Origin of the sequence: Mesorhizobium sp. 8 (genome assembly GCF_006351905.1) — a bacterium.
Classification (GTDB): domain Bacteria; phylum Pseudomonadota; class Alphaproteobacteria; order Rhizobiales; family Rhizobiaceae; genus Mesorhizobium; species Mesorhizobium composti.
Window position 1 is genome coordinate 1,043,071 of the sequence record NZ_CP040914.1, and the last position, 23,670, is coordinate 1,066,740.

Below are 23,670 nucleotides of genomic sequence, written 5' to 3' on the forward strand. Positions count from 1 at the left end.
CGAAACAGGTTCGCGAACGTCAAGATATTGTTCGGTTTTTGCCCCGTTTTCGCCCGAAAGTTCAAGCCGCCGCCGGGATCCCGGCTCGAAGCGATGTTTATATCGATTGAAAGATCGGTGAGGCCGATCCGCCGGGCGGCATTGCTACTCGCCTCAGCCGGGTTGGCGTCGGCTCAAGAGGCGCTGCGCGAACAGAAGTGCAAGGCAAAGCCCCGTCACCGGCAGGACGATCGTGGCCAGCATTTCCCATCCCCAGGCGTTGTAGACCGCGCCGGACATCAGCGAGGCGAAGGCGACGGAGGAAAACAGCACGAAGTCGTGGAAACCCTGCGCCTTGCCCTTCTCTTCGGGGTGGTAGCAGGCAGCCACGATCGCGGTCGAGCCGATGAAGGCGAAGTTCCAGCCGAGACCGAGCAGGATCAATGCCGTCCAGAACTGCCACAGTTCGATCCCCGACAGCGCCACCAGCGAACAGGCGATCAAAAGGGCGAAGCCACAGGTCACGATGGTGATCGCGCCGAACCGGTGAATGAGCCGGCCGGTGAAGAAGCTCGGCGCGAACATCGCCATCACATGCCAGGAGATGCCGAGCGTCGCATCGTCCGAGGAAAAGCCGCAGCCGACCATGGCGAGCGGAGCACCGGTCATGACGAAGGTCATCATCGAATAGGAGCCGACGGCGCACAGCAACGCCACGGCGTAGCGCGGCTGGGAGATGATCTCGAGCAGCGGCCGGCCCGTATCGGCCTGCGTCCGCTGGGTTTCGACGGCTTTGCGGGTCGGCAGGAAAAAAAGGATGGCAGCACCGATCGCCGACAGTCCGATGATCGCCACGAAAGAGCCGGCGAACGGCACGGGCGCCAGCAGATCATGCGTGAAGATGACGGTCTGCGGTCCCAGCACCGCCGTCACGATGCCGCCGGCAAGCACCAGCGAAATGGCGCGCGCCTTGAATTCCGGCGGCGCGTTATCGGCGGCGGCGAAGCGGAACTGCTGCACGAAGGCGTTGCCCATGCCAACGACGGCAAGACCGAAGGCGAACAGCCAGAAACTGGACTGGAAAAGCGCTATCGCCGCCACCAACCCGCCGAGCGCGGCGACGCCGGAACCGGTGACGAAGCCGTCGCGGTGGCCAAGCTTGCGGATGATCGCCGCCGCCGGCAAGGCGCCGACCGCAAGGCCGACGCTGTAGCCGGTCAGCGGCGCCGTCGCCAGCGACTTGTCGGCGCCAAGCATGAAATGACCGGCAAGCGCGCCCAGCGCGAAGCAGATCGGCCCCGCCGAACCCAGCACAGCCTGCGCTGCCGAAAGGATGATGGCTGTGCGGCGCGCTTCCGCGGCGACGTCGCTCGCAGTCGTAGCAGTCATGCGTCCTTGCCCCGCCCCTCGCCGCGCACCCGGCGCGCCACGCGGTCGAGCACGGCGTTCACCAGCTTCGGCTCGTCCTCTTCGTAGAATGCCTTGGCGATGTCGACATATTCGGAAACGATGACGGCCACCGGCACGTCCTCGCGCTTCATCAACTCGTAGACGCCGGCGCGCAGGATGGCGCGCAGCGTCGAATCCAGCCTGGACAGCGGCCAGTCTTCGGTCAGCGCCTGGCGGATGATCGGATCGACCGTCTTCTGGTTTTCCACCACGCCGGCAAGGATGGCGCGGAACCACTGGGCGTCGGCCTCGCGGTAGAGCGCGCCGTCCACTTCCTTGCCCAGCCGGAACGCCTCGTATTCCGCGGTGATCTCCAGCAGTCCGCTGCCGGCGACATCCATCTGGTAAAGCGCCTGCACGGCCGCGAGCCGCGCGGCGCCGCGCTTGTTGGCCGGGCGAAACGGTTGGCCCGGTGCCGCAGGTCCACTCACGACGAGGCTCCCAGGCGTTCCTTGAGCGCGATCATGGTGAGTGCCGCGCGCGCGGCGAAACCGCCCTTGTCGCCCTCGCTGCGGCGGGCACGCACCCAGGCCTGCTCGTCGTTCTCGGTGGTGAGGATGCCGTTGCCGATACAGAGTGCTTCCTGCACCGCAAGGTCCATGAGCGCGCGTGAGGATTCGTTGGCGACGATGTCGAAATGATAGGTGTCGCCGCGAACAACGGTGCCAAGCGCCACGAAGCCGTCATAGGCCGTGCCGCCCTCGGCCGCGCCATCCAGAGCAAAGGAAATGACGGCCGGTATCTCCAGCGAGCCGGGAACGGTGACGACATCGTATGTCGCCCCGGCCTCTTCCAGCGCCTTGGTGGCGCCGTCGAGCAGCGCGTCGGCGAGGTCGTCGTGGAAGCGCGCCTCGATGACGAGCAGATGCGCCTTGCGTTTCGGACGGATGAACGCCTTGCCGTGTTCAGATATGCCAGCCATGAAGCTCTCCGAAGGAAGCGCGTCACTTAGGCCGAAGCGGAGTTCGCCGCAAGGGAGCATTGTCGCGAAACGAGTGGTTCAGCGATCTTCTCGCGCGTGCCAGACGCGAAGCACGTAAACTATTGTGCCGCGCAATTCATAGCGCATCTCGTAGTTGCCGATCAGGATACGCCGCACTTCACGCGGCTCGAATTCCTCGAGCCTTTCGCCCAATCGAGGATGTTCCAGAAGGCGCAAAGGCGCCGCAACGAGAGTCTGGATGGCGCGGGCGGCAGCCTTGCGATTGACGGGAACCAAAAAAGCATGGAGGCGCGCAAGGTCGGACAACGCCTTCGACGCCCATTGCAATTCCATCAGAGCGGCGCCGGCAGTGACTTCTCGCTATCGAGGCTGTCCGCCCATTCCTGAACGACCCGATGATCGATAATAGCCCCCACGTCCACATCGGCGAGCGCTTCGAGTGTCATGCGCCGGCGCTCTTCTTCCATGTCGACCCATGCCGAGAGGGCCTGCTTGACGATCCAGCCTCGTGGTCGCTCCAGCCTTGCGGCGAGAGCGTCCACCTTTTCGGCCAGCGGCCGCGGAACATGCGCGGTTATCACTTTCGTTTCCATGGAGCCTCTCGATCCTCTCTAATCATAGCGATTAAATTCGATTGGGTCGAGATGAACGGCAGAAGTATGGCCTCAGAGCTTTTCTCTCGCCGCCTCGGCCAGACGCGCGGCGTAGCGCGCCATCGTGTCGACCTCGAGGTTGACGCGAGCGCCCGCCTTGCGTTCGCCCCACGTCGTCACCGTTAGCGAATGGTGGATCAAAAGCACGTCGAAGCGCGTGCCGGAAACCTTGTTGACGGTCAGCGAGGTGCCGTCCAGCGCCACCGACCCCTTCGGCGCGATGAATTTCGCGAGTTCGCGCGGCGCTTCCAGCGTGAAGCGGACCGCATCGCCCTCGTCCTCGCGCGCCACGATCTCGGCCATGCCGTCAACATGGCCGGAAACGATATGGCCACCCAGTTCGTCGCCGATCTTCAACGCCCGCTCGAGGTTGATACGCGTTCCCGCCTTCCAGTCCGAGGCGGTAGTCAACCGCAGCGCCTCCTCCCAGGCCTCGACCTCGAACCAGCGTGCATTGGACCCGCCCTCGGGCAGCGCCGTCACCGTCAGGCACACGCCGCCGCACGAGATCGATGCGCCGATGTCGATGGAAGCGGGATCGTAGGCCGTGTCGATGCGCAGGCCCACGCCCTCCTTGAGCGGCTTGACGCCTGCGACCGTGCCGATGTCGGTGACGATACCCGTGAACATCACATATCCCTTATCCACTCGCCGTAGAGGTCGTCGCCGAAGCGCATGTCCCGCACCCGCCGGAAGCCCGTCGGGATATGGTCCTCATCCAGCGGGGCGGCAATACCGCCCTCGCCCACCTCGACCGCACCGCGAAACAGCACGATGCGGTCGACCAGGTCGTCGGCGAGGAAGGCCTTCGCCACCTCGGCGCCGCCCTCCACAAGCACGCTTGCCATACCGAGCGCGGCCAGATCCTCCATCAGTTCCGGCAGCGCGACGCGACCGTCCACGGTCTCGGTGCCGATGAAGCGCACACCGAGCCGCTCCAGTACTGCCCGTCGCTGCGGATCGGCCTGTTCGCAGGCCGCCACATAGACGGGCACGCGATCAATGCCGGCCACCAGCTTCGACGCCTCGGGGAGTCGGGCATGCCGGTCGAGGACGACGCGGATCGGCGAACGGCTTTCCAGTCCCGGCAGCCGTACCGTCAATGCCGGGTCGTCTTCAAGCACGGTGCCGATGCCGACCAGGATCGCATCGGCCTCGGCGCGCATCAGATGCACCTCGCGTCGTGCGCTCTCGCCGGTGATCGACACCTGTCCGGCGCCGCGCCGGCCGATCTTACCGTCGACCGAAAGCGCAAGTTTCAGGATCACTTCCGGCCGCTTCCTCAACGAACGGCTCATATAGCCGACCATTTGCTCGGCCGCCTCGCGTGCCAGCACGCCCTCCGTCACCTCGACGCCGGCGGCGCGCAGGATCGCATAGCCCTTGCCCGAGACGCGCGGATCGGGGTCGCTGGCGGCGCCGACGACGCGCGCCACGCCGGCATTGACCAGCGCGTTGGCGCAAGGCGGTGTGCGGCCGTGATGGGCGCAGGGCTCCAGCGTGACATAGGCGGTAGCGCCGCGTGCCAGCTCGACGGCTTCCGCCAGGGCTTCCGTCTCTGCATGGGGGCGGCCGCCGACGGCGGTGACGCCCGTGCCGACGATGAAAGGCCCTGCCCCATCGTCGCGCACGATCACCGTCCCGACCGAGGGATTGGTCGCCGTCCGCCCGGCGTTGCGGCGCGACAGCCTGAGTGCCGCCGCCATGAAGCGGCGATCGATCGCATCCTGTCCTGCTGCGGCCTTGCCGGCCATTATTCCGCCGCTTCCTCGTCGCCCTTCAACTCGCCGAGCAACTCGTGGAAATCCTTGGCCTCGCGGAAATTGCGGTAGACCGACGCGAAGCGCACATAGGCCACGTCGTCCAGCGACTTCAGCGCTTCCATGACCAGCCGGCCGATCTCCGCCGACGGGATTTCGGTCTCGCCGGAGCTTTCGAGCTGCCGCACGATGCCGGTGACGGCGCGGTCGATACGGTCTGGCTCGACGTTGCGCTTGCGCAGCGCGATCTCGACCGAACGCAACAGCTTGTCGCGGTCGAACGGCACCTTGCGGCCCGACTTCTTGACAACGACGAGATCGCGCAATTGCACGCGCTCGAAGGTGGTGAAGCGGCCGCCGCAATCGGGACAGACGCGCCGCCTGCGGATCGCCGCGCCGTCTTCGGCGGGGCGCGAATCCTTCACCTGCGTGTCTTCGGACTGGCAATAGGGGCAACGCATGGGAACAACGCTCTCGAATCTGGTGAAGGACAGGCTTAGAGCCTTTTGCCGTTGCGGCAAAGGGCAGGCCTGTCCTCCTGCAGACTACAGATAGCGAGCGGCCAGCACCACCGCCAGGGGCCTCGCCCTCACCCCAGATAAGGATAGAGCGGGAAGCGGTCGGTCAGCGCCGTCACCTTGGCCTTCACCGCAGCCTCGACGGCGGCGTTGCCTTCGTCGGAATTGGCCACCTTCAGCCCGTCCAGCACCTCGGCGATCAGCTTGCCGATCTCGCGGAACTCGGCCTGGCCGAAGCCGCGCGTCGTGCCGGCCGGCGTGCCGAGCCGCACACCGGAGGTGACGAACGGCTTTTCCGGGTCGAACGGGATGCCGTTCTTGTTGCAGGTGATGTTGGCGCGCCCAAGCGCGGCTTCCGCCCGCTTGCCGGTGGCGTTCTTCGGGCGCAAGTCGACCAGCATCAGGTGGTTGTCGGTGCCGCCGGAGACGATGTCGAGGCCGGTCTCCTGCAACGAGGAGGCCAGGGCCTTGGAATTGGCGACGATGTTGGCCGCATAGGTCTTGAAGCTCGGCTTCAGCGCCTCGCCGAAGGCCACCGCCTTGGCGGCGATGACGTGCATCAGCGGTCCGCCCTGCAGGCCCGGGAACACCGCCGAGTTGATCTTCTTGGCGATGTCCTCATCATTGGTCAGGACCATGCCGCCGCGCGGCCCGCGCAGGCTCTTGTGCGTGGTGGTGGTGACGACATGCGCATAGGGCAGCGGCGACGGGTGCTGGCCGCCGGCGACCAGGCCGGCGATGTGCGCCATGTCGACCATCAGGTAGGCCCCGATGGAATCGGCGATCTCGCGGAAGCGCTTCCAGTCCCAGATGCGCGAATAGGCGGTGCCGCCGGCCAGGATCAGCTTCGGCTTGTGCTCTTGGGCCTGTCTCTCGATCTCGTCCATGTCGAGCAGGTGATCGTCCCGCCGCACGCCATATGAGACGACCTTGAACCACTTGCCGCTCATGTTGACCGGCGAGCCGTGTGTCAGGTGACCGCCGGAATTGAGGTCGAGGCCCATGAAGGTGTCGCCAGGCTGCAGCAGCGCCAGGAATACGGCCTGGTTCATCTGGCTGCCGGAATTCGGCTGCACGTTGGCGAAGTTGCAGTCGAACAGCTTCTTGGCGCGCTCGATGGCCAGCGTCTCTGCCACGTCGACGAACTGGCAGCCGCCGTAGTAGCGCTTGCCGGGATAACCCTCGGCATATTTGTTGGTCATGATCGAGCCCTGCGCCTCCAGCACGGCGCGGGAAACGATGTTTTCCGAGGCGATCAGCTCGATTTCGTGGCGCTGGCGGCCGAGTTCGTCGCGGATGGCGCCGAAGATTTCCGGATCGGCCTCCGCGAGCGGCGTTTCAAAAAAGGACTCGAGATGATTCGAGGTGGCCGGTGCTGTTGCCATGGCTGGAACCCTTGCTGTCGGAGGAACTGCGCGCCCTTAACACAGTTGTCCGCGCCTCGCCATGTGGACCACGAATTTTGCTGGCCGGTTAACGCCAATACGTCGTCGCGCAAAGAAAAAGGCCGCCCGAAGGCAGCCTTCTCAAAGAAAAACGCTGAAGTGCTTACAGCGAAGACGTGATCTGCAACTCGTCGACGCCGTCGCGGCCGTAGATGTCGTCACGGAACTGCACCACACCCGGCCCGGTCGACCAGGCGGAAATGTAGGTGAAATAGACCGGCACCGGATTGGTGACCTTAACCGGCGTGCTTTCGCCGGTCTTGATCGCCGCCTCGAAGTGCTGGCGATCCCAGCCGGGGGTGTCGCGCAGGATCCAGGTCACCAGGTCGCGCACGTTCTGGACACGGACACAGCCCGAGGAATCGAAACGCATCAGCTTGCCGAACAGGCTCTGCTGCGGCGTGTCGTGCATGTAGACGCCGTCGGGGCTGGGGAAATTGATCTTCACCGAGGCCATGGCGTTGTTGGCGCCCGGATCCTGCCGGAAGCGGTACTTCACCGCATCCTCGGTCGACCAGTCGACCGTCATCGGATCGACCTCGCTGCCGTCTGGCGCCAAGAGGCGGATATGGCTGTCCTTGAGGTAGTTCGGATCCTTCCGCATCAGCGGAATGATGTCCTTGCGCACGATCGAGACCGGCGCGTTCCAGTACGGATTGACGATGATCTCGTTGATCTTGGAATTCACGATCGGCGTCTGGCGGTCGACCTTGCCGACGATGGCCGCATGGCGCAGCACGACACGGCCGTTCTCCACGGCCTCGACCTGCTGGGCCGGAATGTTGACCATGACGTAGCGTTCGCCGAGAAAGCCGCCCATGGAGCGCAGCCGCACCAGATTCGTCTCAAGCTGGCCGAGACGCACCTGCGCCGAGACGTTCATCGCCGAATAGGTGTACTTGCCGGTCACGCCGTCGTCCGGCAGGCCATGGCGGATCTGGAAGCGCTTGAGCGCCGAATCGACATAGGAATCGAAAGCGTCCGACAGGCCGGCGTTCTGCGGCAGGTCGCCCGAGACCATCAGCCGCCTGCGCAGCGGCACCACGTCGGGGTCGACGACGCCGAGCTTGAGCTTCTTGGTCGCCGGAACCGGCTGCCAGCCTCCCTGCGCGGTGATGCCGCGATAGAGTTCGATGGCCTGCTCGGTAAAGGAGATCGTCTGCGGGCTGAAAATCGGCAGCGTCGAGGCGACCTTGCCGTTGTCGCTGACGCGGGCGTCGAACGTGTCGTCCCAGCTACCCGTGGATTTCAGGATGTCGCCGATCACGTCCTGCGCCCTGGCACCGCCCGAAAACGCGGCGGCGGCGAGCGCGGTGGCTCCGGAAAGGAAAAAACGGCGACTGGTCATCATGGGCGGTCCAGACTTTTCTCGGCTGTTCGGCACTGGGCGGCTTGCGCCGCCGGGCATCGTGCGGATCGCCCGCATACTAGGGTGGGCACTGTTAACAATGTGCCAACCACGAAGGCATCTCGCCTCCTCCGCTATCACTGCGAATATGGCGGCAGCGTGGCGCGTTCGCAAATCAACTGTCTGCGTCGATCGGGAATAAGCGCGAGGCGTGGTTTTTCGGCAACCGTCGCCATCCGCCCGAACCGCAAAGAAAAGGGGCCGCAGCGTTGTGGCTGCGGCCTGACTGGAGGTCACCTTTTCCGGCGGCGCTTCTTTGCGGCGCCACTTGCGTCTCGTTCACATCCGGTAGGCGATGGTGTCGTTCCAGAACCGGTCGAGGCGCTGCAGGGCGCGGTTCATCTGCGCGAACTCGTCCTGGTTGATACCGCCGACCTGCTCGATCGAACCGACGTGACGTTCGTAGAGGCCGGCGACCACTTCGGCCACCTCCTGCCCCGTCTCCGTCAGGCTGATGCGGACGGAACGACGGTCGATGCGCGAGCGCTGGTGGTTGATGAAGCCGAGATCGACCAACTTCTTGAGGTTGTAGGAGACGTTCGAGCCGAGATAGTAGCCTCTGCTGCGCAGTTCGCCGGCGGTCAGTTCGGCATTGCCGATGTTGAACAGCAGCAGCGCCTGGATGGCGTTGATGTCGGAACGGCCCTGGCGGTCGAATTCGTCCTTGATGACATCCAGCAGGCGGCGGTGCAGACGCTCGACCAGCTGAAGCGATTCCATGTACAGCGAACGGATCGCCTCGCGGCGATCGTCGGATCCGGTAGCGGGCTTGGCAGCCTGGCGCGAATTGATCATTGTCTTTGCCTCTCGTTTGTCGCCCGGTGATTTCTTGTTTTTCTCACCTTGGTCGCGACCCTATCGAATACCCATAAAATTCGACTTAAACGCCAAGGCTAACAAGAGCTTACCGGTAAGAGGTTTGCAGACAGGCTTAACGAAATCCCATGCGGGGACGGACAATTAACCTCAATATTTACTGAACCTCCGGAAGGGGGATCCGCCTGATGCGGACCATGGGCCGGCCTATTGCTGCGCCCGCCGCTTCCGCCAGTGCAGGACGATCCGGAAGGCGATATAGAGGAGCGCCACCACGGCATGTGCGGCGACGATCGGCAGGCGTTCGCCGAAGAGCGGGGAGAGCCCGCCATACATCGCCGTTTCCGTCGCCGCACAGATGAACCAGATGACCGGCCCCCAGGACGCCAGCATCCACAGGCCGGCTGCGGCGATGGGAAACAGCACCGCCAGCGTCACCGCCGCCACCTGCCAATGGATCGGCATCAGGTCGAAACGCCACAGCGGCCCCGGATAAAAGCCGACCAGCCGCACCCAGTAGAGCACGCCGAACAGCAGGCAATAGACGGCGACGATGCGCTGGAACCAGGAAAAGGCGACTTCCACGCCGGAAGGGCCGAGCACGCGCCGTGAGGTGGCGACGTCGCTCAAAACGTCAGTTCCCGCTCGCCGAGCGGCGCGAAATAGGCGTCGATGTCCGCCATGGAGACGTCCTCGATCCGCGACGGCTGCCATTTCGGTTGCCGGTCCTTGTCGACGATGGCCGCCCGGATGCCTTCGTAAAAATCGTGACCGGCAAGCATGCGCACGAGGATGCGATATTCCATGCGCATGCAATCCGCCATCGACAGGCCGCGGCCGGCCTCGATCTCGCGGAAGGCGACCAGGAGACTCGTCGGCGAGCGTCCCTCGATCGTCGACAGCGTCCTGGCCGCGAAAGGATCGGTTGCGGCCTCGGTTTTCAGGCCGTCGATGATTTCCGGCAGCGACGGCCGCGCGAAATGGCGGCCGATGGCCTCCAGCACCGCCGCTTCCGTTTCGCGGGCGGGCGATGCCGTCAGTCCCGCCAGTGCCGCATCGGCATCGCCGCTCTCGCACAGGTGCTCGGCAAAACGCTCCTGATCGACCGCATTGATGGCATGGGTGGCGAGACCGCACCCCAGCACGTCACCCCAGCCGATCCGGTTGCCGGTCAGGGCGAGATAGCGGCCGAAATGTCCGCCGAGCTTGGGCAGCAGATGGCTCGCGCCGACGTCGGGAAAGAAGCCGATGCCGACTTCCGGCATGGCAAACTGTGCGTTTTCGGTCACGACGCGGTGCGAGCCGTGGAAGGAAACGCCGACGCCGCCGCCCATCACGATGCCGTCGATCAGCGCCACGTAGGGCTTCCGGTAGCGCTCGATATGGGCATTCAGCCGGTACTCGTCGGCGAAGAACGCGGCGGGCGGCTCCTCGCCGGCCCGGCGCGCGGCATAGACCTGCATGATGTCGCCACCGGAGCAGAAGGCCCTGCCCTCGCCCCGGATCAGCACGGCAGCGATCGTCGGATCGTCTTCCCAGGCTGCCAGCGCCTTCGCCAACGCCCGCACCATGCCATGGCTCAGGGCGTTGAGCGCCTTCGGCCGCGTCAGCGTGACGACACCTGCCCGCCCCTTCCGCTCGAAACGGATTTCGTCACCACCGCCAAAATCCATCGACAGATTCTCTCTCCTTGCCCCGGCCTGAAAGTGCTAAGGGGCCAGTCCGCCGACGTCAATTGTCCGGCTACCCCGCGCGCCGAACGCTGGCACAACCATGCCGCATTGGTCTGGCCGCCGGCATCGTGATAAAAGCCCGCCTCGTCTGGAGAACCGGCCATGAACAAATTCAGCGCGGCGAAAGCCGCTGGCACCCGCACCGTCGACGAAATCACCGGCTCGCGCCGCCTCAGGCGCATGCGCAAGGCCAGCTGGTCGCGTCGCCTCGTACAGGAAAATCGGCTGACGGTGGACGACCTGATCTGGCCGATCTTCGTCGTCGAGGGCACGAACGTGCGCCAGCCGATCCAGGCCATGCCGGGCGTCTTCCGCCTTTCGGTCGATCTGGCTGCCAGGGAGGCCGAGCGTGCGGCAAGACTCGGCATTCCCGCCATCGCCACCTTCCCGAATGTCGAGCGGTCGCTGCGCGACCAGACCGGCTCGGCCATTCTCGATCCGGACAACCTCATCAACCGCGCCACTCGCGCCATCAAGGCGGCCGCGCCGGACATCGGCGTCATCACCGACGCGGCCCTCGACCCCTTCACCAGCCACGGCCATGACGGCATCCTGCGCGACGGCGTCATCGTCAACGACGAGACCGTCGAGCAGGTGACGGCGGCCGCCGTACTTCAGGCCGCCGCCGGTGCCGACATTATCGCGCCCTCCGACATGATGGACGGTCGCATCGGCGCCATCCGCGACGCGCTCGACGCCAACGGCTTCCAGGACGTGGCGATCATGTCCTATGCGACCAAGTTCCACTCGGCTTTTTATGGCCCTTACCGCGAGGCTATCGGCACTGCCGGCCTGCTGCAGGGCGACAAGAAGACCTATTACCTCGACCACGCCAATTCCGACGAGGCGGTGCGGGAGGCCGAGCAGGATCTGGCCGAGGGCGCCGACATGGTCATGGTCAAGCCCGGCCTGCCTTATCTCGACATCATCCGCCGCTTGAAGGACGAATTCGCCATGCCGACCTTCGCCTACCAGGTGTCGGGCGAATACGCGATGATCGAGGCGGCCGCTGCCAACGGCTGGATTGACGGCGAGCGCGCCATGTTGGAATCGCTCCTCGCCTTCAAGCGCGCCGGTTGCGACGGCATCCTCACCTACTTCGCGCCGAGAGTGGCTGAATTGCTCAAGGGCTGAGCGACATCGGCCATGGCGCAATCGGAAACGACGGGGCAATCCGCCTACAACGTCCACTGGCGGCGCAATCTCGTCGTTTGCCTGCTGGGGTCCTTCACCACCATCGTGGCGATGACGCTGCTGTTGCCATTCCTGCCGCTTTATGTGGAGGAACTGGGAGCAACGGGCCACGCCGCCATCGTCCAGTGGTCGGGCATCGCCTACGGCGCCACCTTCCTTGCCGCCGCGCTCGTCGCGCCGCTGTGGGGCAAGCTCGGCGACCGCTACGGCCGCAAGCTGATGCTGGTGCGCGCCTCGCTCGGCATGGCTATCTGCATGTCGCTGACCGGCATGGTGCAGAGCGTATGGCAACTGGTTCTCCTGCGCCTGCTGATCGGCTTTGCCGGCGGCTATTCCTCCGGCTCCACCATCCTCGTCGCCATGCAGACGCCGAAGGACCGTTCCGGCTGGGCGCTGGGCACGCTGTCCGCCGGCATCATGGCCGGCAACCTCGTCGGCCCGCTGGTGGGCGGCGCGCTGCCGCCGTTGATCGGCATCCGCGCCACCTTCCTGCTCGCCGGCGGCGTCATCTTCCTCGCCTTCCTCGCCACCAGTTTTCTCATCAAGGAGGACGCGCACCCGGCGGCCACCAAGGCGCCGGGCGGCAAGGCGAAAAGCGGCTGGTCGCAGATACCCGACAAGCGGCCCGTCACGGCCATGCTGGCGACGGGCATGCTTCTGATGTTCGCCACCATGTCCATCGAGCCGATCATCACGGTCTATGTCGGCCAATTCGTCGAGGACCAGAGCCACGTCACCCTGGTGTCGGGCGTCGTCATGTCGGCCGCCGCACTCGGCGCCATCCTGTCGGCGTCCTATCTCGGCAGGCTGGCAGATCGGGTCGGCCACTGGACGGTAATCGCCGGCGCGCTGGCGGCGGCCGCGTTGCTGCTCATCCCACAAGCTTTCGTGACAGCCGGCTGGCAACTCGTGGCGTTGCGCTTCCTGATGGGACTGGCGCTCGGCGGCCTGCTGCCCAGCGTCACCAGCGTCATCCGCCACAACGTGCCGGACGGCGTCGGCGGCAATGTGCTCGGCCTGTCGGTTTCGGCGCAATATGTCGGCCAGGTCGCCGGCCCGCTGCTCGGCGGCTTCGTCGGCGGCCATTTCGGCATGCGGGCGGTCTTCCTGATGACGGCCGCACTGATGGCGGCAGGCGCCGTCTACAACTGGCTGGCGCGCGCGTCGCAAGAGAGGCGATCGATACCCGGTCGATAACGAGCGATGGCGATCAGGAACCGCTTGAAGAGCTGGGCGCGGTCGGTCAAACGCGACGTTCATGCGATCTATCTCGCCGCCAGGGATCCGCGAACGCCGTGGTATGCAAAGGCACTGGCGCTTTTCGTAGCCGGCTACGCGCTGTCGCCCATCGACCTTATCCCCGATTTCATACCCATCCTGGGCTATCTCGACGACGCGATCATCGTGCCGCTGGGGGTTCTGCTCGTCATCAGAATGATCCCGCCGAACGTCATGGCGGAGAAACGGGTCGAGGCCGCCGCAGCCCTCGACCGTCCGGTAAGCCGGACTGCCGCGACCGCCATCGTCGCGCTTTGGATCGCAGCCGTCGCCTTGGCGGCTTGGGGCGGCTATCGCTACTTCTCAGCGCGCTGATTGATACTCCAAGGTCGCTCGCCTGTTCTGCTTCCACTGTCATTTCAATCACGTTTATGAGTCCGCCAACCTCGGATTTGTGTTCGGACTTGAACGGAACGGTTGGCGCGGAGGCGTGTTTTCCATCGGATTCAACGATGGAGCATAAGATGAAAGCCATCCTCGCCGCACTTTTCCTCGCCACCGCCGCAGTACCGGTAACGATGGCGCCTGCCACGGCTGCCAGCGTGACATTTTCCACGAATGGCGGCGATGACGTCGTCATCCGGCGTGATCACCGCCGCCATTACGATCGCGATTCCTGGCGCTACAGCGACCACCGGCGTGACTGGCGCAGGCACCACCACCGCGATTGCCGCACCAAGGTGGTCAAGTCCTGGCATCATCATCGTCGGGTGATCCGCGAAATCACCGTCTGCGACTGACAGGCGGGGCCGCCGTGGGCGACATCGTGGCCCATGGCGGCCGATCCTGAAATCCCGCATGGTTGAGGCCGCGTTTCACCACGAAGCAAGGCCCTTCATGTCCGACTCGAACCCACCTGGAGCACTGCCCCTCGTTTTCGCCGCCGGTCTCGCCGGCGCGGCCGGCGTCGCCCTGTCGGCAGCCGAGACCCATACCGGCGGCGCCTTCACCGGCACCGCCGCGACGATGCTGCTCATCCATGCCCCGGCGCTGCTTGCGATCGGGCTTGTCGGCCGCAACGTCCTCCTGCTGCTGGCCGGGCTGGTGCTGGTCGTCGGACTGGTGCTGTTCTGCGGCGATCTCCTGGCACGCGACTTCCTCGGCCACCGCCTGTTTCCCTTCGCAGCACCTACCGGCGGCACGCTGCTCATCATCGGCTGGCTCGTTGCCGCCGGCTCGGCATTCGTCAGGCCTCGCTCCTGATCCGAAACGCAAGTCTGGCAGACGCAACCGCGCATAGGCTAAGCTGCCGCCGCGATTGATGAACATCCGCGAGGAGGAACGATGGCACGGCAGGCAGCGGCGACGACCCGTCCGATCCGGCTCGCCGATGTCGCGCGCGCCGCGGGCGTCTCGCACGGAACCGCCTCCAACGTCTTCGGCCGCCCCGAGATCGTGCGCAAGGAGGTACGGGAACGCGTCCACGCGGCCGCCGAGAAGCTCGGCTACGCCGGTCCGGACCCGAAGGGCCGGCTGCTGCGCGCCGGCAAGGTCAACGCCATCGGCGTCGCCACCGCGCAGCCGCTGTCCTATTTCTTCGAAGACCCCTTCGCCCGCGTCGTCATGTCCGGCATCAGCCAGGCCTGCGACGCCACCGGCGCCGGCATCTCGCTGGTCTCGGCGGCCAACCAGGAGCATCTCGCCTGGAACATCCAGAGCGCGCTGGTCGACGGCTTCATCGTCTTTTGCGTCGAAGGCGGCTCACGCCTTGTCGAGCTGACGCGCGAGCGCAAGCTGCCTTTCGTGGCGCTCGATTTCGCCTTCGAGGACCAGACCGTCGCGGCCATAGGCGTCGACGACCGTGCCGGCGCGCGACTGGCCGCCCGCCACCTGACAGGGCTCGGCCACCGCCGCTTTGCCGTGCTTTCCCTGCCGTTTGCCGACGACGCGGCGACCGGGCCGGCCTCGCAGGAGAGACGGCGGCGCTCGATCTATGCGGGCACGCGCGACCGCCTGCTGGGCTATTTCGACGTCCTTGCCGAACACGGCGTCGATACCGGCCGCGTACCCGTCTACGAGACGCTGAACGACGAGCGCACGGTCCGCGCCGGGCTCGATCACCTCTTTGCGCAACCGGAGCCACCGACCGCGCTGCTCGCCATGTCGGACCGCATCGCGCTCGCCGCGCTGGACTGGCTGCGCGAGCGCCGCCTTTCCGTCCCGGGCCGAATCTCCGTGGTCGGCTTCGACGGCGTGCCGGAGGGGGCGATTTCCATCCCGCCGCTGACCACTGTCGTGCAGCCGATGGCCGAAATGGGCCGCCGGGCCGCTCGCGCCATCCTCGAGCACGACGGCTCGCTGCCGCGCGAGACGATGCCCCTCGAGCTGGTCGTGCGCGGCTCGACCGGCCCCATCTGATCGTCTGATATCCGGAAACGCTTGAACGGCGCCGCCTGCCGCCCCATGTTTGTGCCGTCGCCGCACCACATGCGGCCGAACGGAAAGGAAAGCGGACCACCATGAACGCACGCGTTCTCGACGGTGAGATCATCACGTCCCGGCTGGACGATGCACGGGCCTATGACGGCGTGCGCACGCGGCGTGTAGTGGCCTGCCTGATCGACTACCTGATCGTCGGCCTGCTGACGATCCCGTTCGCCATCCTCGTGCTCATTCTGGGGCTGCTGACGCTCGGCCTCGGCTGGATGCTTTTCACCGTTCTGGTTCCCGCCGTCGCCATCCTCTACATCTGGAACACGCTCGGCGGGAAAGACCAGGCCACGGTCGGCATGAAGATGATGGATATCCGCCTCGACCGTCTCGACGGCGCGCCCATCGACGGCATGACGGCGGTGGTGCATTCGGTGCTGTTCTGGGCCGGCAACGTCGTGCTGACGCCACTGATCCTGCTGGTGACGCTGTTCAGCGACCGCAAGCGCACCCTGCACGATCTGCTGCTCGGCACCGTGGTAAGCCGCGTCGACCGCTGATCCCGCTGGGGTTTCCCGCGATTTTGCCGGTATTCCCCGCTGCCAAAGGCGGGGTCTACACAATATTGTTGAATTTTCCGCCGCCCGCGCCAAAGGTATGACGATTCGTGAGGCCGGCTCGCAGACTCGATGACGCAGCACCCGACACAATCGCCGCAGTTCTTCCTGACAGCGCCCTCGCCCTGCCCCTATCTCGACGGCCAGTTCGAGCGGAAGGTCTTCACCCATCTCGTCGGCGACAAGGCGCCGGAGATGAACGACCTCTTGACGCAAGGCGGCTTCCGCCGCTCGCAGAACATCGCCTACCGTCCCGCCTGCGAAACCTGCCGCGCCTGCGTGTCGGTGCGCATCCTGGCCGGCGAATTCACGCCCAGCCGCAACATGCGCCGCGTCCTCCACGCCAATTCAGACCTGATCGGCGTCATGCACGACGCCGAACCGTCGACGGAGCAATATTCGCTGTTCCGCTCCTATCTCGATGCCCGCCACCGCAAGGGCGGCATGTCCGACATGACAGTCCTCGACTACGCCATGATGGTCGAGGACACGCACGTGAACACCAAGATCATCGAATATCGCCGCCGTGGCCCCGATACCTTCATCACCGGCCGCGGCCATGGCGAACTGATCGCGGTGGCGCTGTCGGACCAGATGGCAGACGGCCTTTCGATGGTCTATTCCTATTTCGACCCCGAACTGGCCGACCGCTCCCTCGGCACCTTCATGATCCTCGACCACATCAACCGCGCCAAGGCCATGGGGTTGCCGCACGTCTATCTCGGCTACTGGGTCAACGGCTCGCGCAAGATGAACTACAAGATGCGCTTCATGCCGCAGGAGCATCTCGGTCCCAAGGGCTGGGAACGCTTCGAAGGTTGATCCCCGCCTCTGGCTGACAGAGTTTCAAGCCGTGGCCGCTTTGTTCGGCATCCCGCTCCTGTAGAAGACGACCTTCCTCCAGCAGCGGGCGGCCCTTCTTGACGACCACTCACGACCATCACGCCAAGGGCCTGCTCATCACCGCCATCGGCGGCATGACGCTGACCGTCGACATTCCGCTGATCCGGCTGGCCGACGGAGAACCGTGGTCGATCCTGATGACCCGCACCGGCATGACCCTGCTGGCCGCGCTGGTCATCTGGGCGGTGTGGCGCCTGTTCTCGCCGAAAGCCCCGCAGCTCATTCCCGGCCGCGCCGGCCTCGTTGTGGCGGCCCTCTACGGCCTCGGTTCGATCACCTTCATCACCGCCGTCTTCAACACCTCGACGGCGAACCTGGTCTTCATCCTCGCTTTCAATCCGATGTTCTCGGCCCTGCTGTCCTGGCTGTTCCTGGGCGAGCGGCCGCGGCCGGCCACCTTCGTCGCCATGGCCGCGATGATTGTCGGCGTCGCCATCATCGTCGGCGACTCGATGGGGTCCGGCCATCTGTTCGGCAACGTTCTGGCGCTGAGTTCGGCGCTGTGCATCGCCGGCGCCATCACCATTTCGCGCGCCAGCGGCAAGGACATGGGCTTCACGTCGCTGATCGGTGTCGTCCTGCCCTTCCTTGTCGCCGCCTTCATGGTCGGCAAGACCGGCTATCAGGTGGCAGAGCCGTGGTGGATCGTCTTCAACGGCGCGGTCATCATGCCGATCTCGTTCTTCTGCCTCGCCGCCGGCCCGCGCTATATCTCAGGCGCGGAAGTTTCCATGTTCTACCTTCTGGAAACGGTGCTGGCGCCCGTCTGGGTGTGGATGATCTTTTCCGAGGTGCCGAGCCGCAACAGCCTGATCGGCGGCACGATCCTGATCGTCGCCCTGATCGCGCATTCGCTATGGCAATTGCATGAAGGGCGACGGCGACGGACAGCGCTCGCCGCCCGTCACCCGGCCTGAGACTTCCGCTCCGCGACGAGCTCGACCGGTGCGGGCTCCTCGTCCTGCGCGATCGCCGGCGGTGCCGTATCCGTCACCTCGCGCAGCCATTCGCGCCATATCGCCACCAGCAGCGCCATCAACACGGGGCCGATGAACAGGCCGAGGAAGCCCATCGTCTTCACCCCGCCGATAAGGCCGAAGAAGGTCGGCAGGAACGGCAGCTTGATCGGCCCGCCGACCAGCTTGGGGCGGATCGTCTTGTCGACGATGAACAGTTCCACCGCCCCCCACAGGAACAGCGCCAGACCGGCAAAGGGCGAGCCGCTGGCCGCAAGGTAGATGGACACCAGCGTGAACGACAGCGGCGCCCCGCCCGGTATCAGCGCCATCACGCCGGTCAGCACCCCCAGAGTCACCGGCGACGGCACGCCCGCCAGCCAGTAGGCGATGCCCAGCACCACCCCCTCGCCGATGGCGATGATGGTCATGCCGGTGACGGTCGACGAGATGGTCGCCGGCACCACGCGCGAAATGCGTTCCCAGCGCATCGGCAGGATGCGCTCGCCCAGCTTGTCGATCTGCGCGGCGAAGCTTTCGCCGTCGCGATAGACGAAGAACAGCGCGATCAGCATGAACAGGATGGTCAGCAGCAGCGAAAACGCGCTGCCGCCGGCGGCCAGCACCGTCTGGTAGATGGAGCGGATGTTGGCGCCGCTGACGATCTGGATCAGTTCGCCGATGCCGCCGCGATGGCCGAACTGCGCCTGCCACTGTTCGTTCAGCCATTCGCCGATCACCGGCAGGCTGGCGATCCAGTGCGGCGTCGGCGCGCCGGAGCGGTTCGCCTCGATTGCCCAGATGCCCCATTCGCGCATCTCATGCACGGCGTACTTGCCTGCAAACGAAATCGGGATGACCAGGAAGGCGAGGATGGACAGGATGGCGATGGTGGCCGCCCAGGTGCGGTTGCCGCCGACCGCGGTGAGCAACCGCCGGTAGAGCGGCCAGCTCGCAAAGGCGATGACCAGCGCCGCCAGCACCGGAAACAGGAAGCCGTGGAAGAAATAGACGCCTGCGGCCACGATCAGCAGCAATAGCCACCGCGCAGCCGACAGCGGCGGCACGACGGCGGCTCTCAGCGGCGCCGATACGCCGAACAGACGCGGCTGCCGTTCGACCTTGCGGATTTCCCGTTCCTGCAAATGCGTTCCCCGATTGGCCGGCTTACGAAGCAACAGCTCTTGTCACAACATAGTGCAGCAATCGTGACCACAATCCAAATACGTTATGGGTCTTGCCCGCAGACCGCAGAGATAGCGGCAAACCGGTGTTGCGTCAGCCTTCGCCCGGCTGGCCAGTGGGGCGCAGAATGCCGATCAGCGTCGCCCGTACCAGCGTTTCCAGCTTCTCCAGCGGCACGCCGCGCGCCGGCAGGTCGTTCAGCGCCATGCCGTTTATGATGGCCAGCAGCGTCGGCACCACGACGTCGAGCTCGACGGCGGGGTCGATCTCGCCGCGATCCATAGCTTCGCCGAGATAGGCGCGGAACATGGCCTGCACCTGCTCGACATGGCACCGGCATGTCGATTCGACGGCGTTGTTGCGGGCGGCCTCCGCGCAGATCTCGGCAAACAGCGGCGCGGCCCGGCTCTCGTGCATGTGGCGGATGTGGGTCATCGCGCCGAGCATCATGCCCTCGATGACGTCCGCCTTGGCCGTCACCGCCTTGAACAGCGTCGCATCCTCGCGTCGGTCCGCCTCGCAGATCGCCGCGATGATCGCCTCCTTGGAAGCGAAATAGCGATAGAGCGCGCCCGGGCTCATGCCGGCTTCAGTGCAGATGTCGTGCATCGACGCGCCCTGGAAGCCGGCGCGAACGAAACAGGCCTTGGCCGCTTCGAGGATGCGTTGAACCTGGCGCTCGCGCCGCTCCGGGCGCGTGCACGGCAACATGGCAGCAGCCTCGCCGTCGATCGCCTTTTGCAGGTTGCCAAGCAGGGTTTCCATTGCTATCCATTCGCGCGAATGATCATTCGCTCTTTACGCGAATGATCATTCGCGTGCAAGATGACGCAACGGAATCAGAGAAGACACGATGGAGAGGCGCCGCTTGGGCTGGGGTAAAGCGGCGTGTCGACGCGACCATCAAGGTGGTAAGCGATGAACGGACCTGCAAGCATCCCCAACGATCATACTGACACCTGCCGCCGCCCGGGCGAGCCGCCGTACCTGACCTTCATCGAGGCGATGCGGCCGCTGACGGGCAAGTGGAAGATCGAAATCCTGTGGGTGCTGGCGCAGCGCACCCGCCGCTTCGGCGAATTGCGGCGCGCGCTGCCCGGCATCACCCAGCACATGCTGTCGCTCAGGTTGCGCGAACTGGAGGCTGACGGGCTGGTGACGCGCACCGTCTATCCGGAGAACGTGTTGAGGGTGGAATACGAGATCAGCGAAGCCGTGCATGGCCTGAAGCCAGTCTTCCGCGCCGTTATCGGCTGGTCGCAGGAATACGGCCCCCTCGCCCGCAGGCTCCGGCAGGAAAACGACGCCGGCCCGGAGAGTGGCGACGACCTCGCCGCCTGAGGCGGTCAGTCGGCCGGGCTGTAGTCGGCGATATGGCCGAAGGCGTAGCCTCGGGCGCGCAGGCCGGCAATCAGCGCCGTCAGGTTGGCGACGCCGTCGAATTTGTCCTGGAACATCTGGTCGTGCATGAGCAGGATCAGCTTGTCCTTTTCCAGCATATGACCGTAAGCGAACAGGCGCGCGATCTCGTCCACCAGCCGTTCGGCCTTCTGCACCGGCTTGCCGGTGCCATCGTGGAACCACTCGAAATCCCAGCCGTAGACGTCGAAGTCCGACGCCGCGACGAACTCGAAGTCGACCTGCTCGCTCGCCGCCTGCACTTCGCCGACACTGAGGTCATTGCGCGAGACGTAGCGCAGCCGGAACACGTCCCGCCCCGGCAGGCGCGCCGGCACCGGCTTCACCGTAAGGCCGAGCACCGCATTGGCCTTGAGCATATCGGCCACCACGCCTTCCGTATCGGCATAGAAGGCCTTGTAGCGGTTATTGGCATGCGAAAAAGAGTGGTTGCCGATCGTCACCAACGGCATCGCCTTGGCTCTTGCCAGTAGCGCCTTGTGGTCGGGCGACGCCAGCACATGCTGACCGACCATGAAGAGCGTCGCTGGCACCTGCTCCTGTTCCAGCACGGAAAGCACGTTGGCCGTACCGTCGAGCGGCCCGTCGTCGAAGGTGAGATAGACCGTACGCTGCGCAGCCTGCGCCGGCGCGACGACCAGGAGAACCGCAAGCAAGACCGCCAGCGCCGCGCCTGCCGCAACCGGTAAGCGCGAGGCCGGCCTTACCGTCATCCGAACCGGCCCGTCTTCGGGAAGCCCTTCGGCACCATGCGGCCGGCGGAGGCGCGCGCGCCGATCCATTCGGCAAGCTCCGCCTGGCTGCGGGTGAAGGTGCGGTCGGCCGAATCCTGCCACGACAGGCCGTCGGCCATGGCGAAGGTTTTCAGGTCGAGCATGCCGCCGTCCTTGTACTTCTGCAACCGCACGCCCTTGCCGCGCGTCATTTCCGGCACTTCGGCAAGCGGGAACACCAGCATCTTGCGGTTCTCGCCGACGATTGCGGCATGGTCGCCCGCCACCGGCACGCAGCGCTTGGCTTCGTCCGGCGCCTTGACGTTCATCACCTGCCTGCCCTTGCGGGTGTTGGCCACCACCTCGGTCTCCGGCACGATGAAGCCGTTGCCCTGATGCGAAACGAGCAGCAGCTTGCGGCCGGCATCGTGCACGAAAGCGGTGACGATGTCCTGGTCGTTCTCCATGTCGACGATGATGCGGATCGGCTCGCCATGGCCGCGCCCGCCGGGCAGCCGGTCGGCGCCGATGGTGTAGAACTTGCCGCCGGTGGTGAAGATCAAAATCTTGTCGGTCGTCTGCGCCGGGAAGGCGAGCTTCAGCGCATCGCCTTCCTTGAAGGAGAACTGCGAATAGTCGGCGATATGGCCCTTCATCGTCCGCAGCCAGCCCTTTTCGGAGACGATGACCGTCACCGGCTCCTTCTCGATCATCGCATTATGGATTTCCGACAGGTCGTGCTCAGGCGCCTCCGCAAAGGTGGTGCGGCGCTTGCCGATCTCGGTTTCCGGCCCGAAGCGCTCGCGCAGTTCACCGATCTGCCACTTGATCGTCTTCCACTGCATCGCCTCGGAGGCGAGCAGCGCCTCGATCTGCTTCTTTTCTTCCGTGAGCCCGTCGAACTCCTTGCGGATCTCGAACTCTTCCAGCTTGCGCAGGGCGCGCAGCCGCATGTTGAGGATCGCTTCGGCCTGCGTGTCGGTCAGGTCCCAGCGTTTCATCATGACAGGCTTGGGCTCATCCTCCTCGCGGATGATGCGGATCACCTCGTCGATATTGAGATAGGCGATGAGGTAGCCGGCGAGGATTTCCAGCCGGCGCTCGATCTCGCCCAGCCGATGCTTGGAGCGGCGGATCAATACCTCGCGGCGATGGTCGAGCCATTCCTGCAAGGCGCTCTTGAGCGACAGCACGTTCGGCACCTTGCCGCGCGACAGCACGTTCATGTTGAGCGGGAAGCGGCTTTCCAGTTCCGTCAGCTTGAACAGCGATTCCATCAGAAGGCCGGGATCGACCGTGCGGCTCTTCGGCACCAGCACGACGCGGATGTCCTCCGCGCTTTCGTCGCGGATGTCTTCCAGGAGAGGCAGCTTGCGCGCGATGAGCAGCTCGGCCGCCTTCTCGATCAGCCGCGACTTCTGCACGCCATAGGGGATTTCGGTGACGACGATGACCCAGGTACCCCTGCCCTGGTCCTCCTGATGCCATTTCGCCCTGACGCGAAAACCGCCGCGGCCGGTCTCGTAGGCGTCGAGGATCGACTTGCGGTCGTCGACGATGATGCCGCCGGTCGGGAAATCCGGCCCCTGCACGAACTGCACGAGGTCGGCGACCGACGCGGCCGGATTGTCGATCAGCAGAAGCGCGGCATCCAGCAGTTCGGCCGCATTGTGCGGCGGGATCGACGTCGCCATGCCGACAGCGATGCCGGACGAGCCGTTGGCGAGCAGGTTCGGGAAGGCGCCGGGCAGGACGGACGGCTCCTCGTCCTCCTCGTTGTAGGTCGGGCGGAAATCCACCGCGTCCTCGGTGATGCCGGCGAGCAGTTCGGTCGCCACCTCGGTCATGCGCGCCTCGGTGTAGCGCATGGCGGCGGCGTTATCGCCGTCGATGTTGCCGAAATTGCCCTGCCCGTCGACCAGCGGGTAGCGCATGGAGAAATCCTGCGCCAGACGCACCAGCGCGTCGTAGATCGACTGGTCGCCGTGCGGATGGAACTTGCCCATCACCTCGCCGACGATGCGCGCGCACTTGGCGAAGCCCTGGTCGGGGTTGAGGCGCAGAAGGCGCATGGCGTGCATGATGCGCCGATGCACCGGCTTCATGCCGTCGCGAACGTCCGGCAGGGCGCGGTGCATGATGGTCGACAGCGCATAGGCGAGATAGCGCTCCTCGAGCGCCTTCTTCAGGTCGACCGGTTCGATATTGTCGTCGTCGCCGCCCCCCGGCGGTACAAGGCTCTTTCCCATGGCTTCGGACTAACCGAGCCGGTGATTCGCGGCAAGGGTCGATGGTGGCGCAGAGGCGTCAAGCACAATCGGGAATGGCAGC

At 65.3% G+C, this 23,670-nt stretch carries 27 protein-coding genes; 10 read left to right on the forward strand and 17 right to left on the reverse strand.

All coding sequences use genetic code 11. The features are described from left to right. Nucleotides 1-153: 153 nt before the first annotated feature. The 13 genes from FGU64_RS04895 to FGU64_RS04955 form a co-directional block, all read right to left on the reverse strand. Nucleotides 154-1,368, reverse strand: coding sequence for an MFS transporter (locus tag FGU64_RS04895; protein ID WP_139951114.1), 1,215 nt, complete (start codon nucleotides 1,366-1,368; stop codon nucleotides 154-156). Continuing rightward, nucleotides 1,365-1,859 carry a transcription antitermination factor NusB gene (gene nusB / locus FGU64_RS04900; RefSeq protein WP_136353377.1) on the reverse strand — a complete coding sequence of 165 codons (495 nt, stop codon included), beginning with the start codon at nucleotides 1,857-1,859 and terminating at the stop codon, nucleotides 1,365-1,367. The genes FGU64_RS04895 and nusB overlap by 4 nt, the downstream gene beginning before the upstream one ends. Further along, nucleotides 1,856-2,350: a 6,7-dimethyl-8-ribityllumazine synthase gene (gene ribH, locus FGU64_RS04905; protein WP_136353375.1), complete on the reverse strand. Its 495-nt coding sequence runs from the start codon at nucleotides 2,348-2,350 to the stop codon at nucleotides 1,856-1,858. The genes nusB and ribH overlap by 4 nt, the downstream gene beginning before the upstream one ends. 78 nt (nucleotides 2,351-2,428) lie before the next feature. Beyond that, entirely contained in the window at nucleotides 2,429-2,704 is a 276-nt protein-coding gene (locus tag FGU64_RS04910) for a type II toxin-antitoxin system RelE/ParE family toxin (protein WP_139951115.1), read from the reverse strand. After that, nucleotides 2,704-2,964: a ribbon-helix-helix domain-containing protein gene (locus tag FGU64_RS04915; RefSeq protein ID WP_139951116.1), complete on the reverse strand. Its 261-nt coding sequence runs from the start codon at nucleotides 2,962-2,964 to the stop codon at nucleotides 2,704-2,706. The genes FGU64_RS04910 and FGU64_RS04915 overlap by 1 nt, the downstream gene beginning before the upstream one ends. A gap of 72 nt (nucleotides 2,965-3,036) precedes the next feature. Next, entirely contained in the window at nucleotides 3,037-3,654 is a 618-nt protein-coding gene (locus FGU64_RS04920) for a riboflavin synthase (RefSeq protein WP_139951117.1), read from the reverse strand. Then, nucleotides 3,654-4,778, reverse strand: a complete 1,125-nt coding sequence (ribD, locus tag FGU64_RS04925; RefSeq protein ID WP_139951118.1) for a bifunctional diaminohydroxyphosphoribosylaminopyrimidine deaminase/5-amino-6-(5-phosphoribosylamino)uracil reductase RibD — start codon at nucleotides 4,776-4,778, stop codon at nucleotides 3,654-3,656. Before ribD ends, FGU64_RS04920 begins: the two co-directional genes overlap by 1 nt. After that, nucleotides 4,778-5,245: a transcriptional regulator NrdR gene (gene nrdR, locus FGU64_RS04930; protein ID WP_136353368.1), complete on the reverse strand. Its 468-nt coding sequence runs from the start codon at nucleotides 5,243-5,245 to the stop codon at nucleotides 4,778-4,780. Before nrdR ends, ribD begins: the two co-directional genes overlap by 1 nt. Nucleotides 5,246-5,373: 128 nt before the next feature. Next, complete coding sequence (gene glyA / locus FGU64_RS04935; RefSeq protein WP_139951119.1) at nucleotides 5,374-6,687, reverse strand: serine hydroxymethyltransferase; 1,314 nt, start codon at nucleotides 6,685-6,687, stop codon at nucleotides 5,374-5,376. Nucleotides 6,688-6,850: 163 nt separating this feature from the next. Further along, complete coding sequence (locus FGU64_RS04940; RefSeq protein WP_136353364.1) at nucleotides 6,851-8,098, reverse strand: L,D-transpeptidase family protein; 1,248 nt, start codon at nucleotides 8,096-8,098, stop codon at nucleotides 6,851-6,853. Nucleotides 8,099-8,434: 336 nt separating this feature from the next. Next, nucleotides 8,435-8,950, reverse strand: a complete 516-nt coding sequence (locus FGU64_RS04945) for a MarR family transcriptional regulator (protein WP_136353362.1) — start codon at nucleotides 8,948-8,950, stop codon at nucleotides 8,435-8,437. Nucleotides 8,951-9,178: 228 nt separating this feature from the next. Next, nucleotides 9,179-9,601 carry a DUF6163 family protein gene (locus FGU64_RS04950; protein ID WP_139951120.1) on the reverse strand — a complete coding sequence of 141 codons (423 nt, stop codon included), beginning with the start codon at nucleotides 9,599-9,601 and terminating at the stop codon, nucleotides 9,179-9,181. Then, complete coding sequence (locus tag FGU64_RS04955; protein ID WP_139951121.1) at nucleotides 9,598-10,644, reverse strand: enoyl-CoA hydratase/isomerase family protein; 1,047 nt, start codon at nucleotides 10,642-10,644, stop codon at nucleotides 9,598-9,600. The genes FGU64_RS04950 and FGU64_RS04955 overlap by 4 nt, the downstream gene beginning before the upstream one ends. A gap of 162 nt (nucleotides 10,645-10,806) precedes the next feature. Between FGU64_RS04955 and hemB the strand changes: the two genes are divergently transcribed. The 9 genes from hemB (at nucleotide 10,807) to FGU64_RS05000 (ending at nucleotide 17,983) form a co-directional block, all read left to right on the forward strand. Continuing rightward, a complete protein-coding gene (gene hemB / locus FGU64_RS04960; protein ID WP_139951122.1) occupies nucleotides 10,807-11,838 on the forward strand; it encodes a porphobilinogen synthase in 1,032 nt (343 codons plus the stop codon). A gap of 12 nt (nucleotides 11,839-11,850) precedes the next feature. Further along, a complete protein-coding gene (locus tag FGU64_RS04965) occupies nucleotides 11,851-13,095 on the forward strand; it encodes an MFS transporter (protein WP_139951123.1) in 1,245 nt (414 codons plus the stop codon). Nucleotides 13,096-13,107: 12 nt separating this feature from the next. Further along, nucleotides 13,108-13,491: a YkvA family protein gene (locus FGU64_RS04970; RefSeq protein WP_246671321.1), complete on the forward strand. Its 384-nt coding sequence runs from the start codon at nucleotides 13,108-13,110 to the stop codon at nucleotides 13,489-13,491. Nucleotides 13,492-13,640: 149 nt separating this feature from the next. Continuing rightward, the gene (locus tag FGU64_RS04975; RefSeq protein ID WP_139951125.1) at nucleotides 13,641-13,916 is read left to right on the forward strand and encodes a hypothetical protein; all 276 of its coding nucleotides are present in this window, start codon (nucleotides 13,641-13,643) and stop codon (nucleotides 13,914-13,916) included. Between the two features lie 97 nt (nucleotides 13,917-14,013). After that, a complete protein-coding gene (locus FGU64_RS04980) occupies nucleotides 14,014-14,379 on the forward strand; it encodes a DUF423 domain-containing protein (RefSeq protein WP_139951126.1) in 366 nt (121 codons plus the stop codon). Between the two features lie 81 nt (nucleotides 14,380-14,460). Continuing rightward, the gene (locus FGU64_RS04985) at nucleotides 14,461-15,534 is read left to right on the forward strand and encodes a LacI family DNA-binding transcriptional regulator (RefSeq protein WP_139951127.1); all 1,074 of its coding nucleotides are present in this window, start codon (nucleotides 14,461-14,463) and stop codon (nucleotides 15,532-15,534) included. A 101-nt stretch (nucleotides 15,535-15,635) separates the two neighbouring features. Beyond that, nucleotides 15,636-16,106: an RDD family protein gene (locus FGU64_RS04990; protein ID WP_139951128.1), complete on the forward strand. Its 471-nt coding sequence runs from the start codon at nucleotides 15,636-15,638 to the stop codon at nucleotides 16,104-16,106. Nucleotides 16,107-16,235: 129 nt separating this feature from the next. After that, a complete protein-coding gene (locus FGU64_RS04995; protein WP_136353332.1) occupies nucleotides 16,236-16,985 on the forward strand; it encodes an arginyltransferase in 750 nt (249 codons plus the stop codon). A gap of 155 nt (nucleotides 16,986-17,140) precedes the next feature. Then, nucleotides 17,141-17,983 (forward strand): DMT family transporter, encoded by an 843-nt coding sequence (locus tag FGU64_RS05000; RefSeq protein ID WP_136353985.1) that lies wholly within the window; start codon nucleotides 17,141-17,143, stop codon nucleotides 17,981-17,983. Here the strand turns inward: FGU64_RS05000 and FGU64_RS05005 are convergent. Next, entirely contained in the window at nucleotides 17,971-19,167 is a 1,197-nt protein-coding gene (locus FGU64_RS05005; RefSeq protein WP_139951129.1) for an AI-2E family transporter, read from the reverse strand. The two genes, FGU64_RS05000 and FGU64_RS05005, sit on opposite strands and share 13 nt — an antisense overlap. Nucleotides 19,168-19,300: 133 nt before the next feature. Then, on the reverse strand, nucleotides 19,301-19,972 hold the full coding sequence (locus FGU64_RS05010) for a TetR/AcrR family transcriptional regulator (protein WP_139951130.1): 672 nt from the start codon (nucleotides 19,970-19,972) through the stop codon (nucleotides 19,301-19,303). A 240-nt stretch (nucleotides 19,973-20,212) separates the two neighbouring features. Here FGU64_RS05010 and FGU64_RS05015 point away from each other — a divergent pair, with 240 nt between their 5' ends. Then, nucleotides 20,213-20,548, forward strand: a complete 336-nt coding sequence (locus FGU64_RS05015) for a helix-turn-helix domain-containing protein (protein WP_139955268.1) — start codon at nucleotides 20,213-20,215, stop codon at nucleotides 20,546-20,548. A 5-nt stretch (nucleotides 20,549-20,553) separates the two neighbouring features. Here FGU64_RS05015 and FGU64_RS05020 read toward each other — a convergent pair whose 3' ends face one another. Both FGU64_RS05020 and parC read right to left on the reverse strand, forming a co-directional pair. Continuing rightward, nucleotides 20,554-21,282, reverse strand: a complete 729-nt coding sequence (locus tag FGU64_RS05020) for a polysaccharide deacetylase family protein (protein WP_246671245.1) — start codon at nucleotides 21,280-21,282, stop codon at nucleotides 20,554-20,556. 53 nt (nucleotides 21,283-21,335) lie between these two features. Continuing rightward, the gene (gene parC / locus FGU64_RS05025; protein WP_139951132.1) at nucleotides 21,336-23,588 is read right to left on the reverse strand and encodes a DNA topoisomerase IV subunit A; all 2,253 of its coding nucleotides are present in this window, start codon (nucleotides 23,586-23,588) and stop codon (nucleotides 21,336-21,338) included. Nucleotides 23,589-23,670: the final 82 nt, after the last annotated feature.

Excerpts from the sequence above, each read along its gene's own strand:
- FGU64_RS04895 (WP_139951114.1), bottom strand. The coding sequence starts at position 1,368 with ATGACTGCTACGACTGCGAGCGACGTCGCCGCGGAAGCGCGCCGCACA.
- ribH (WP_136353375.1), bottom strand. The coding sequence starts at position 2,350 with ATGGCTGGCATATCTGAACACGGCAAGGCGTTCATCCGTCCGAAACGC.
- FGU64_RS04910 (WP_139951115.1), bottom strand. The coding sequence starts at position 2,704 with ATGGAATTGCAATGGGCGTCGAAGGCGTTGTCCGACCTTGCGCGCCTC.
- FGU64_RS04915 (WP_139951116.1), bottom strand. The coding sequence starts at position 2,964 with ATGGAAACGAAAGTGATAACCGCGCATGTTCCGCGGCCGCTGGCCGAA.
- FGU64_RS04920 (WP_139951117.1), bottom strand. The coding sequence starts at position 3,654 with ATGTTCACGGGTATCGTCACCGACATCGGCACGGTCGCAGGCGTCAAG.
- ribD (WP_139951118.1), bottom strand. The coding sequence starts at position 4,778 with ATGGCCGGCAAGGCCGCAGCAGGACAGGATGCGATCGATCGCCGCTTC.
- nrdR (WP_136353368.1), bottom strand. The coding sequence starts at position 5,245 with ATGCGTTGCCCCTATTGCCAGTCCGAAGACACGCAGGTGAAGGATTCG.
- glyA (WP_139951119.1), bottom strand. The coding sequence starts at position 6,687 with ATGGCAACAGCACCGGCCACCTCGAATCATCTCGAGTCCTTTTTTGAA.
- FGU64_RS04940 (WP_136353364.1), bottom strand. The coding sequence starts at position 8,098 with ATGATGACCAGTCGCCGTTTTTTCCTTTCCGGAGCCACCGCGCTCGCC.
- FGU64_RS04945 (WP_136353362.1), bottom strand. The coding sequence starts at position 8,950 with ATGATCAATTCGCGCCAGGCTGCCAAGCCCGCTACCGGATCCGACGAT.
- FGU64_RS04955 (WP_139951121.1), bottom strand. The coding sequence starts at position 10,644 with ATGGATTTTGGCGGTGGTGACGAAATCCGTTTCGAGCGGAAGGGGCGG.
- hemB (WP_139951122.1), top strand. The coding sequence starts at position 10,807 with ATGAACAAATTCAGCGCGGCGAAAGCCGCTGGCACCCGCACCGTCGAC.
- FGU64_RS04965 (WP_139951123.1), top strand. The coding sequence starts at position 11,851 with ATGGCGCAATCGGAAACGACGGGGCAATCCGCCTACAACGTCCACTGG.
- FGU64_RS04975 (WP_139951125.1), top strand. The coding sequence starts at position 13,641 with ATGAAAGCCATCCTCGCCGCACTTTTCCTCGCCACCGCCGCAGTACCG.
- FGU64_RS04980 (WP_139951126.1), top strand. The coding sequence starts at position 14,014 with ATGTCCGACTCGAACCCACCTGGAGCACTGCCCCTCGTTTTCGCCGCC.
- FGU64_RS04985 (WP_139951127.1), top strand. The coding sequence starts at position 14,461 with ATGGCACGGCAGGCAGCGGCGACGACCCGTCCGATCCGGCTCGCCGAT.
- FGU64_RS04990 (WP_139951128.1), top strand. The coding sequence starts at position 15,636 with ATGAACGCACGCGTTCTCGACGGTGAGATCATCACGTCCCGGCTGGAC.
- FGU64_RS04995 (WP_136353332.1), top strand. The coding sequence starts at position 16,236 with ATGACGCAGCACCCGACACAATCGCCGCAGTTCTTCCTGACAGCGCCC.
- FGU64_RS05000 (WP_136353985.1), top strand. The coding sequence starts at position 17,141 with ATGACGCTGACCGTCGACATTCCGCTGATCCGGCTGGCCGACGGAGAA.
- FGU64_RS05010 (WP_139951130.1), bottom strand. The coding sequence starts at position 19,972 with ATGGAAACCCTGCTTGGCAACCTGCAAAAGGCGATCGACGGCGAGGCT.
- FGU64_RS05015 (WP_139955268.1), top strand. The coding sequence starts at position 20,213 with ATGCGGCCGCTGACGGGCAAGTGGAAGATCGAAATCCTGTGGGTGCTG.
- parC (WP_139951132.1), bottom strand. The coding sequence starts at position 23,588 with ATGGGAAAGAGCCTTGTACCGCCGGGGGGCGGCGACGACGACAATATC.